General features: G+C 34.5%; 7 protein-coding genes. All 7 read left to right on the top strand.

The window, feature by feature from the left end:
* Nucleotides 1–110: 110 nt before the first annotated feature.
* Nucleotides 111–803, top strand: a complete 693-nt coding sequence (locus JHK64_RS00035; protein ID WP_199566950.1) for a phosphoglycerate mutase — start codon at nt 111–113, stop codon at nt 801–803.
* A gap of 144 nt (nt 804–947) precedes the next feature.
* Nucleotides 948–1,718, top strand: a complete 771-nt coding sequence (locus JHK64_RS00030; RefSeq protein ID WP_199566949.1) for a formate/nitrite transporter family protein — start codon at nt 948–950, stop codon at nt 1,716–1,718.
* A gap of 107 nt (nt 1,719–1,825) precedes the next feature.
* Nucleotides 1,826–3,904: a penicillin-binding protein PBP2B gene (gene pbp2b / locus JHK64_RS00025; protein WP_199566948.1), complete on the top strand. Its 2,079-nt coding sequence runs from the start codon at nt 1,826–1,828 to the stop codon at nt 3,902–3,904.
* Between the two features lie 14 nt (nt 3,905–3,918).
* Complete coding sequence (recR, locus tag JHK64_RS00020) at nt 3,919–4,515, top strand: recombination mediator RecR (RefSeq protein WP_199566947.1); 597 nt, start codon at nt 3,919–3,921, stop codon at nt 4,513–4,515.
* 10 nt (nt 4,516–4,525) lie between these two features.
* Entirely contained in the window at nt 4,526–5,572 is a 1,047-nt protein-coding gene (locus JHK64_RS00015) for a D-alanine--D-alanine ligase (protein ID WP_199566946.1), read from the top strand.
* Between the two features lie 51 nt (nt 5,573–5,623).
* The gene (locus JHK64_RS00010) at nt 5,624–6,979 is read left to right on the top strand and encodes a UDP-N-acetylmuramoyl-tripeptide--D-alanyl-D-alanine ligase (protein WP_199566945.1); all 1,356 of its coding nucleotides are present in this window, start codon (nt 5,624–5,626) and stop codon (nt 6,977–6,979) included.
* Between the two features lie 188 nt (nt 6,980–7,167).
* A partial coding sequence (locus tag JHK64_RS00005; protein ID WP_199566944.1) for a sialidase domain-containing protein occupies nt 7,168–12,001 on the top strand: 4,834 nt, incomplete at its 3' end.

Raw genomic sequence — 12,001 nt, 5'->3', positions numbered from 1 at the left:
ACAGTGTTTTCAAGTTTTTTCTTTCTTTTAGTAGATTTTTTCACAAATTTTTTGTAAAATAGAAAAGGTAAATCAATGACAATCGTCAAAATTTTAAAGGAGAATGTTAAATGGCAAAATTAGTATTTGCACGTCATGGTGAATCACTTTGGAACAAGGCTAACCTCTTTACAGGTTGGGCAGATGTAGACCTTTCAGAAAAAGGTGTTGAACAAGCTATTGAAGCTGGTAAATTAATCAAAGAAGCAGGTATTGAGTTTGATATCGTCTTCACATCAGTTCTTAAACGTGCAATTAAAACAACTAACTTAGCACTTGAAAGTGCAGACCAATTATGGTTGCCTGTTGAAAAATCATGGCGTTTAAATGAACGTCACTATGGTGGCTTAACTGGTAAAAACAAAGCAGAAGCAGCAGAAGAATTTGGTGATGAACAAGTTCATATCTGGCGCCGTTCATACGATACCTTACCACCATTAATGTCAAGAGATGATGAACATTCAGCACATACTGATCGTCGTTATGCTTTATTAGACGATAGCGTTATTCCAGATGCTGAAAACTTGAAAGTAACTTTAGAGCGTGCTTTACCATTCTGGGAAGATAAAATTGCACCAGCGCTTAAAGAGGGCAAAAATGTTTTCGTTGCAGCTCATGGTAACTCAATTCGTGCCCTTGTAAAACACATCAAACAATTATCAGATGATGAGATTATGGGCGTTGAAATTCCAAACTTCCCACCACTTGTTTTTGAATTTGATGACAAGTTAAATGTACAAAAAGAATATTATCTTGGGAAATAAAATATAAAATTCTTAATAAATAGTCTAGGCATTTGCCTAGACTATTTATTTTCTTAAAAAACATTGTGAAAAATATTGCTATCTATATGTAGAATTGTTATAATAATAGAATAATTTTAGAAAATTAGTAGAAGTGAGGTAAACATGGAGACACCAGAGGTAATATTAGAAAAAACAATAACAATTGGAGCACATAAAATTCATAAAACTTTTCTACAAAAAGCTATTCTTGGTTTTATTGGTGGTGCTATGATTAGTTTAGGCTACCTTCTTTATGTCAGAGTTGCAGCTAGTGGCATTGAAAGTCTTGGTGCTTTTGCTGGATTTGTTGGTGCTAGTGTTTTTCCCATTGGATTAATCGTTATTCTACTAGCTGGTGGTGAACTTATTACAGGGAACATGATGGCTGTTTCTGCCGCTTTTTTTGCTAAAAAAATCTCAATTAAAGATTTGGTAACTAATTGGCTTGTCATTACAATTTTTAATGTGATTGGTGCGGTATTTGTTGCTTATGTTTTTGGTCATCTAGTTGGTTTAACGGCATCAGGTATTTATCAAACGGAAGTGATTGAAGTTGCCCATGCTAAATTATCAGCAACTCCTCTACAAGCTTTTTTATCAGGCATTGGTTGTAATTGGTTTGTTGGTTTAGCACTATGGCTATGTTACGGGGCTAAAGATGCTACTGGAAAAATTCTTGGTACTTGGTTTCCTGTTATGACTTTTGTTGCTATTGGCTTTCAACATAGCGTAGCGAATGCTTTTGTGATTCCTGCCGCTATTTTTGAAGGGGCTGCTAACTGGAGTGATTTTTTAAGCAATTTTATTTTTGTTTATCTAGGTAATATTATCGGTGGTGCTATTTTTGTCTCCTTATTTTACTATCTTGTTTATCATAAAAAGTCATCAAAATAACAATAAGAAATGTTAATTTTTTAAAATAGAAAAATCTGTTACGAGCAGGTTTTTTTTATTAAATTATGATAAAATAAGAGTCAGAGTTTTAGAAAGTAGAGTATGATATGGCAGATAATCAACGTCCAACGAGAAAAAATCGTGTCAAAGTAGGAAAAGTAGTTGCTAATCGCATTAACCTACTTTTTTTCATCATTGTTTTTTTATTTATCATTTTGATTTTACGTTTGGCTGATATGCAGTTGATTAACAAGGAATTCTATACTTCAAAAATCACGGCTTTAACGACTTATACAGTAACAACCTCCAATCCAAGAGGACAAATTTATGATGCTAATGGTGTTCCTCTTGCTAAAAATAATATCAATGAAGTTGTTGCCTACACAAGAAATTACACCTCAACAGCACAAGAAATTAGAGAAACGGCACAAAAATTATCTGACTATGTGACAATATCTGATGTTACAGTATCAGAACGCGATAAAAAGGATTACTACCTAGCACTACCTAGTAACTACCAAGACATCTATGAGACATTATCAGACGATCAAAAATATGATGAATTTGGCAATAAATTAGCTGAATCGGTTATCTATAAAAATGCAGTAGATGCTGTAGCTGAAAATCTTATTACTTTTTCAGATGAAGAATTAAAAGTGGTTTCTCTCTTTTCACAAATGAATGCCACTCCAACTTTTAACACTTCCTTCTTAAAAACGGATGCTATCACTCCTAAAGAAATAGCTATGGTTGCTAGCAATCAATCAAAATTACCAGGTATTTCTATACAATCAACTTGGGATAGGATGGTTTCTGATAATTCGCTAGCTGATGTTATTGGTACCATTTCTACTGAAAAAACAGGTTTACCTGCTGAAGAGTTAGATGACTATCTTAAAAAAGGTTACTCCTTAAATGACCGCGTTGGGACAAGCTATCTTGAAAAATCTTATGAAGATTATTTACAAGGTAAACGTACCACAAGACAAATCGTTGTCAATAAAAAAGGTCAAGTGGTTAGTGATAATATTGAGACACAAGGTCAACAAGGTAATAATCTTAAATTAACTGTTGATTTAAAATTTCAAGAAGGTGTTGAAGATATCTTAAAACGGTATTTTGATTCTGAACTAGCTCTTCAAAACACCCAAAATTCTGAAGGTATTTATGCGGTCGTTTTAGATGTTGATACAGGTGCTATTTTATCGATGGCTGGTTATCAGCACGATATCAAAACAGGGAGTTTACAAAAAAATGCTTTGGGGACCATTACCGAAGTTTTTACTCCAGGTTCAGTCGTAAAAGGGGCAACTATTTCAGCAGGCTTTGAGCATCAAGTTATTGCAGGGAATCAGACTCTTTTTGATCAAGCCATTCAATTAGCTAATTCAGTTCCTATAAAATCATGGTTTACTACTAATCCTCTGCCAATCACGGCTAGCCAGGCGTTAGAGTATTCCTCAAATACCTATATGGTGCAAGTGGCTCTTAAAATCTTAGGTCAAGAATATGTACCAGGAATGGTTCTAACAACTGATAATACCAAAGAAGCTATGATTAAATTACGTGAGTCGTTTGCTCAATACGGATTGGGTGTTAGTACAGGTATTGATTTACCGGGAGAGTCTTCTGGTTTTATTCCTGAAGAATTTGATGTTGCCAATTACTTAACAGAAAGTTTTGGCCAGTTTGATAACTATACCACTATGCAATTAGCTCAATATGCAGCAACAGTTGCAAATGGTGGTAATCGTCTTGCACCTCATCTTGTTGAGGGTATTTACCAGCAAGAAAGCAATGGGGAATTAGGTGAATTAATTGAAAGTATTCAACCAAAATCTTTAAATACAGTTGCTATCTCACCTGAGGAAATGGCGATTATTCAAGATGGCTTTTTCCAAGTGGTTAATAGTGATTCTCAGCTTTCAACAGGTCGTAAAATTGGTCAAGGAGCTAATGTTAGCATCTCAGCAAAAACGGGAACTGCAGAAAGTTATGTGAAAGATAAAGATGGCAAACTTGTTTATACATCAAACTTAAATGTTGTTGCCTATGCTCCTAGTGATAATCCAAAAATTGCTGTGGCAGTTGTTTTACCCCACGAATCGGACTTAACTGGAACTGTTAGTCATGATATTACCCGAGATATTGTTAATCTTTATCATTCAATGAATCCCATGAACTAGAAAGGATGGTTAGTGTGCTCTATCCAACACCTATCGCTAAGTTGATAGATAGTTTCACAAAATTACCAGGAATTGGTATTAAAACGGCAACTCGTTTAGCCTTTTATACTATTTCAATGGCAGATGAAGATGTTAATGATTTTGCCAAAAACTTATTAGCTGCCAAAAGAGAATTAACTTATTGTTCTATATGCGGCAATTTAACTGATGGCGAAATTTGTGAGATTTGTCAAGACAAAACCAGAGATCAAAGTATTATTCTTGTTGTCGAAGAAAGTAAAGACATTTCTTCAATGGAAAAAATTCAAGAGTATCATGGCCTTTATCATGTCTTACATGGCCTTATCTCCCCTATGAATGGCATTGGTCCTGATGACATCAATCTTAAAAGATTGATTACTCGTCTTATGGATAGTCAGGTTGGCGAAGTTATTATCGCCACCAATGCTACTGCAGATGGTGAAGCAACAGCTATGTATTTATCTCGTGTGTTAAAACCAGCTGGCATTAAGGTAACACGTTTGGCCCGTGGTCTAGCAGTTGGTAGTGATATTGAGTATGCAGATGAAGTAACGCTTTTAAGTGCTATTGAAAATCGAACAGAAATATAGAAGGTGACTCATGAAAAAAGAAACATTACTATTATTATATGGTGGTCGTTCAGCTGAAAGAGAAGTTTCAGTATTGTCAGCAGAAAGCATCATGCGAGCAATTGACTATAATCAATTCTTCGTGAAAACATTTTTTATCACTAAAGACGGTGACTTTATCAAAACACAAGAATTTGATGAAAAACCAAGTGATAAAGAAAAACTGATGACAAATGACAGTGTTCTTCTTAATCAAAAAATCAAACCAAGTGATATATATGAAGAAAATGCGGTTGTTTTTCCTGTCCTACATGGTCCTATGGGAGAAGATGGTTCAATTCAAGGCTTTTTAGAAGTTTTAAAAATGCCTTATGTTGGAACAAATGTTCTTTCTTCTAGTGTTGCTATGGATAAAATTACGACCAAATATGTCTTAAAAGCAGCTAATATTCCTCAAGTTGATTTTGTACCAGTCATGGAAGGTGAAGTGATTGATGATAAAATTCATCAGATTGAAACAGAATTGAACTATCCAGTCTTTGTCAAACCAGCCAATATGGGTTCAAGTGTGGGAATTTCAAAAGCAGAAAATCATGAAGAACTAAGACAAGCTCTTTTCTTAGCCTTTAAATACGACAGTCGTGTTTTAGTAGAACAAGGTGTTGTTGCTAGAGAAATTGAAATTGGTCTTCTAGGAAACAGAGCTGTTAAATCAACCCTCCCTGGTGAAGTGGTAAAAGATGTTGCTTTTTATGATTATGATGCCAAATACATTGATAATAAAATTACGATGGCAATTCCTGCTAAATTAGATGATGCTAGTATCACAAAAATGCGTTCCTATGCTGAAACAGCCTTTCGTGCTATTGGTGGCTGTGGACTCTCACGCTGTGATTTCTTTTTAACAAATGATGGTCACATCTATCTTAATGAATTAAATACCATGCCAGGGTTTACCCAGTGGTCAATGTATCCTCTTTTGTGGCAAAATATGGGACTTAGCTATAGTGATTTGATCAAAGAACTTGTTTTGCTTGCTAAAGAGATGTTTGAAAAACGAGAAGACCATCTGATTTAAAATATGCTATAATAAAAGAGCTAATTAGCTCTTTTTTAATAGGAGAAATACATGAAATTAAAAATACATGAAATCGCACAAGTAGTAGGTGCAAAAAATGATATTAGTCAATTGAAAGATAGCTTAATCAATAACATCGAATTTGATAGTCGTCTTATCAAAGAAGGGGACCTCTTTTTACCTCTAAAAGGTAATCGTGATGGACATGACTTTATACCAATTGCTTTTCAAAATGGTGCCCTTGCAACATTTAGTGAAAAAGAAGTCGATTATCCTCATATACTAGTGTCTGATACGCTTCTTGCTTTTCAAGAATTGGCAAAATACTATTTGGAAAAAATGACTGTGTCAGTTATTGCCGTCACAGGATCAAATGGTAAAACAACCACCAAAGATATGATTGCAACTGTACTTGAAAGTACTTATAAAACCTATAAAACACAAGGGAATTATAATAATGAGATTGGTCTTCCTTATACGATTTTACATATGCCTGACACCACTGAAAAATTAGTGCTTGAAATGGGTCAAGATCATCTTGGAGATATCCACCTTCTCTCTCAAATTGCAAAACCTGATATTAGTGTTGTCACTCTTATCGGAGAAGCTCATCTTGCCTTTTTTGGAAGTCGAGATAAAATTGCTGAAGGGAAACTTCAAATTGTTGATGGGATGAAAGACAATGGTCTTTTAATTGTGCCAAATGATCCACTCATTAAACCTTTTATACCAAATAACCAAGAAATCATTTTCTTTGGCGAAGAAACACCATTGACAGTTCATCACTTGAAAGAATATAAGGATTATTTGACCTTTAGTCTTGATTTTATTGACGGAGACATTTACCTTCCTGTCACTGGTAAATATAATGCAACAAATGCCATGATAGCAGCCTATGTTGCTAAGAGACTTGGTGTCTTACAAGAAAATATTAAATCATCCTTAAAAAATCTTGTTCTCACAAAAAATCGAACACAATGGAAGAAAGCTAAAAATGGTGCAGATATATTAAGTGATATCTACAATGCTAATCCAACGGCCATGCATCTTATTCTAGAAACTTTTTCTAGCCTTCCCAACCAAAAAAATGGAAAAAAAATAGCCGTTTTAGCGGACATGAAAGAACTTGGTGAGGCTTCAAAAAAAATGCATGAAGCAATCATTACAAGCCTTAATCCAGATCAGATTGATGTTGTTTATTTTTACGGTGAAGACATTTATCCTCTTTACCAATTGGCTAAAGAAAAATTCTCAACAGAAAAATTAGCTTTTTTTAAGAAAGATAATACTGTTGATGACATATCTCAACTTATTAAACGTCTTCAAGACATCATAGAACCTCAAGATCAAATCTTGTTTAAGGGTAGTAATTCAATGAATTTAGAAAAAGTTGTTGATAGAATATAAAAATAGAAGTAATTGAGTTCATTAATTGAATGTTAGCCACTTTTTACAGTATCACTTTTTAGTGAATAACTGTGGAAAGTGGTTTTTAATATATTATTATATTGACATCTCTCATTTAAAAAGGATATAATGGAATTGAAAACGTTAACATATATTGTGTTAGCTTAAAAAAATAAAGGGGTAATTTAATGGGAAAAAGATCTAAAGAATTATTTGATAAACGTCATCGCTTCTCGATAAGACGTTTATCAGTTGGAACAGCATCTGTGATGATTGGCTGTGTTTTGTTTGGTGGTCAACTAGTTTTAGCAGATGAAACACAAGCTCCGTCTGAAAACTCAACAGTAATTGAAGAAGTAATTCTTGAAGAGACTTCTGTCAATTCAAATCATATTGCAACCGATCAAGTATCTGATGATGTAGAAACAAATTCAGAAACTACAATTGAACAACCGTTAGCTGTTGAGGAAGATTCTAACACTTTCAGATCAAATTCTGAAAATGAAGGTGTTACTGAAAATGAAGAAGTAGCTACTGAATCCAATTCAGAAAATGATGAAACAACAACTGCTGAACGTCCAATTGTTGAACTTGAAGTGGATAGTATTGGCCGTTTGTATGAAGAAAATAAGGTTGTTTCAGTTGATAATCAACGCGTTGATAGCAGTAATAATAATAGAATTGACTTAGATGAACATCTTGATACTGTTAAGGCGTTAAATGATGCAACTGTTTATATGGAATTGAAATTAGATTCTAATTCAGGATTTAAGAGTCTTTTTTCTGCGTCAAGTACCAATTATGTTAATAATTATCTTACACTATATTCCAATGCGGGTGTTATTGGTGTAGAAGGTAGAAATGGCAATACTCAATTTTATGGTAGACCAACTGCCAATAATCAAAAATTGATTGCCGGAGAGTGGAACTCAGTTGCAATGACTATTAATTCAGCAAGTGATGCAACTGCTAAATTAACAGTTTATGTTAATGGTGAGTTAGCTTATTCTGATCAACATTCTGCAAAATTTATTAAAGATTTAATTGGTGTGAATCGTTTACAGGTTGGGGCAACACCTCGTTTAAATGATTTGAAATGGGGAGCACCTTTTGATCTTAAAAATTTAACAATTTTTAATAGAGCCCTAACGGCTGAAGAAGTTGCCAAAAGATCTGCTATTTTTAAACGTGACGTTTATCCTGAACGATTAACTGATGAAATGAAAGTCTCTGAAGATGTCACCGTATTTGAAAGTGGTAAAAATGGTCAAAGAGCAGCTGATGGCATTTTTAGCTATCGTATTCCTGCATTGTTAACAACCAAAAACGGTACTTTAATTTCAGCAGCTGATGCAAGAGAAACTCATCACAGCGACTGGGGTAATATTGGAATTACTATTAGAAGAAGTACTGATCAAGGAGCTACTTGGAGTAATCGCATTGATGCTATTAATATCAGGGACAATCCTAGAGCAGCTAACCGTAGTCAACAATCACCAGTAACCATTGATTCCGTTTTAGTGCAAGATCCTTTTAATGATCGTATCATCTTAATTTATGATATGTTTTTAGAAGGTCAAGCTATTCATAGTTTACCAGCAAATAAAGCAAGTTATGAAGCCCCTTATGTCACAGTTGAAGGAAAGAGTTATCGTGCCTTATATCGTACTGATAATCAAGGTGAATCAGGAATTTACACTATTCGTGAAAATGGAAAAGTCTATTCACCAACTAATGTAGAGACACAATACAGTGTAAAATTAGAATCTGATCAAGCTGCCAAAGCATCAATAGGTGATATTTACCAAAATAACGAATTAATAGGTAATATCTTCTTTACGACCAATAAAACGAGTCCATTTAGAGCAGCTAAAGCAAGTTATTTGTGGATGCAGTACAGTGAAGACGATGGTTTGACTTGGTCAAATCCAAAAGATATTACTCCAATGGTAACCAATGATCAAATGAAATTCCACGGAGTGGGTCCTGGTGCTGGTATTGTTTTAAAACATGGAGATCATAAAGGACGTATCATTGTTCCAACCTACTCAACCAATTATGCAGCACCTAATCATTTAACCTCACAATCTTCTCGCGTCATTTATTCTGATGATCATGGTGAAACTTGGCAGATGGGTGGTTCACCAAATGATGATAGAACCTTATCAAATGGGACTACCATTCACTCTTTAACAATGAGTCAATCTGCTGAGCAATTAACAGAATCAACAGTTGTTGAACTAGATAGTGGTGCTTTGAAGTTATTTATGCGTAATCCTTCTGGACGTGTTAAGGTGGCGACAAGTACTGACAGTGGACAAACTTGGCATGATTTAAAAGCAATACCAGAAGTGGTTGATGTGTATGTGCAACTCTCAGCTGTTCATACTCATCATAATGATAAAGAATATATTATTCTTTCAAATGCCAACGGTCCAGCAAGAGCAAACGGCTATCTTAGAGTGGCAGAAGTGTTACCTAATGGTGAATTGAACTGGGTAAACCATAAAATTTTACAAAAAGGAGACTATGCCTATAATTCCCTTACTAAAATGGGTGAAAATAGCTATGGTATTTTGTTTGAGCACAGTGAACCAGGGTATAATGCTTACAGTTTACATTTTAAATCCTTTAATATGGAATATGCGTTGGCACAAACTGAGCCTATTGTTCAAGTTCAATCTATTGAGAAGTTAGATGATTACCATTTCCGTCTCAACTTTGATAAGAGCATCTGGGCTTTGAGACCTGAAAATCTTCTTTTAGAAGATAATCGTACTGCTTATTTTGTCTCTCAGGACAGTCCAACATCATTAATTTATAGTATTGCTTCTGAGGATTGGGGCAAATCATTGAAGAAAACCATTCCTACAGCAATTATCAATGTGAATAAAATTGATGTTGATATCTCAGGCATTCTTCCTAGTGCAAGCACTGAAAATGTTAATGCTTATGATATTGCTAGACGTGTTAATAATGTAACAGCTAAAAGAATTGGATACAATAAAGCCTTGATTAACTATGCTCCATATGAAGGTGCTGACTATTACTTTGTCAATCGTCTAAATGTTGAGACACAAAAAGTTGAAAACTTTAGATCATTTGAAAATCATTTTAATGACAACACTCTTCAAGCTAATCATAATTATATTTACAATGTTGTTGCTGTTAAAAATAATAAGCTAAGTGTAAATTCATTAGATGTTACTGTCTCAGCACTTCAAGAATTTATGGATGATCGTGATCCAGCTATTGAATATGGTTCAGCTTTTGGTAATTGGAGTGATGCTCAACTTTATGGTGGCACAGAAAAATATGCCGATATTACAGGCAATACAACCCTTACAAAAGATGATTATACTGCTAAAGTCAACTTTGTAGGTAAAGGTATTGAAATATATGGTATTAAGAGTCCAGATCTTTCAACTGCTACCGTTAAAATTGATGGCATTGATCGTGGTATGATTGATTTCCATAAAGTTGGTGCTAAAGAAAGTGGTATTTTAATCGCTCAATTTAACGACCTAGAAGATGGCTATCATACTTTAGAAATAATAGTAAATAATAATGCTGCTTCAAGAACAGGTGCGCGTGACAAAATATCTCTTGACTCCTTTAGAATTATTTCGGGTGCTCCAAATGCACCAGAGCGCTTAGATGATCGTGATCCACGAATTCAATATGGATCAGCATTTAGTAACTCATCGGATCCTCAACTCTACAAAGCGACTGAAAAAATTGCTGATATCACACAAAATGTGGCTATCCCTGCTGAAAATGCAACGTTGACGTTAACATTTGAAGGAACAGGTATTAGAGTATTTGGTAATAAAGCAACCAACTTAGGGGAAGCTCTTGTCACTATTGATGGTAATCAGATGGATTCTCTTGTTTTCTTTAAACAAGCGGGAAATCCTGAAAAACGAGCTTTAATCGGTGAATACACAGGTCTAGACAATGGGTCTCATACCATCACTATTCGAGTGAATCCTAATGCCACAATGGCGAATAAGAAAATTAGTCTTGATTCTTTTGAGATTCTAAAACCTCAAGCATCACCAATTCTTTCACCAAACCTTATTGATGTTGCTGAGGATGAAGATCATGTCTTGCTTGTCATGGAACCAGGTGATTGGCAAAGTATTAAACTTATCATTGATAATATCACTGATCCAATTGTTTTAACAAAAACAGCTGATTTGAATTTACAAGACTCATTAGGAAATGTTGTAGAAAAAGTTTCTGATACCTATTGGAATATTGCACTACCAACAGATCTTAACCGTGAACAAGTATTAAATATTAAGGCAATTGCACATTATTCTCATGGTGATAGTAACCCAGCTATTGCACGTATAGCTTCAAGAGAACCTGAAGTGAAGTACTATCAAGTATCACTTAAATCAGTTTTAAAAGATGGTACAGTGCTTTCAGAAACAACTGTTCTAAATAATTTAACAACTGGTTCTAACTATGATATTACTAGTCAAGCACCTGAACAATTTATCGAACATGGTGGTAAGAGATACTTCCGTGAATCTGTTTCCAATAATGTTACAGGTACAATAGCTGATCAAAATATTGTTGTCGTCTATACTTATATAGAAGCTATAAACAACATTCCAGATAGTGCTCCAACTACAGAAGATAAACCATCTATTGAATTTACAAATGGCAGTGGTACTGTTAATGAAGACAAACCATCTATTACCTTTACAAATGGCTCAAGTGTTGTTAATGACATACCAGAACTAGCCTTCTCAACAGAAAAACGTGAATTAAAAGATGATGCGTCAGGTGTTTTGGTTCAACTAGAAGTCGGTGAAATAGCTCATATTTCTGGTATCAGTGTTGACCATAAAGAAACTCAAGATCCAAACACACCAAATGTGCTAAAAGATCAAGACTATGATCTCTTTGACATCTCACTTGTTGATGCTAAAGGTGAAGCTATTAGCCCGCTTAAAGACACACTTGTTATCATGCCAATTGATGATGGTAAAGTCGTTGAAAAAGTGGTTT

Origin of the sequence: Streptococcus zalophi (genome assembly GCF_016481285.1) — a bacterium.
Classification (GTDB): Bacteria; Bacillota; Bacilli; order Lactobacillales; family Streptococcaceae; genus Streptococcus; species Streptococcus zalophi.
The sequence above is the reverse complement of the archived record's forward strand: the minus strand, read 5'-3'. Positions and strand labels throughout refer to the sequence as shown.

Excerpts from the sequence above, each read along its gene's own strand:
- JHK64_RS00035 (WP_199566950.1), top strand. The coding sequence starts at position 111 with ATGGCAAAATTAGTATTTGCACGTCATGGTGAATCACTTTGGAACAAG.
- JHK64_RS00030 (WP_199566949.1), top strand. The coding sequence starts at position 948 with ATGGAGACACCAGAGGTAATATTAGAAAAAACAATAACAATTGGAGCA.
- pbp2b (WP_199566948.1), top strand. The coding sequence starts at position 1,826 with ATGGCAGATAATCAACGTCCAACGAGAAAAAATCGTGTCAAAGTAGGA.
- JHK64_RS00015 (WP_199566946.1), top strand. The coding sequence starts at position 4,526 with ATGAAAAAAGAAACATTACTATTATTATATGGTGGTCGTTCAGCTGAA.
- JHK64_RS00010 (WP_199566945.1), top strand. The coding sequence starts at position 5,624 with ATGAAATTAAAAATACATGAAATCGCACAAGTAGTAGGTGCAAAAAAT.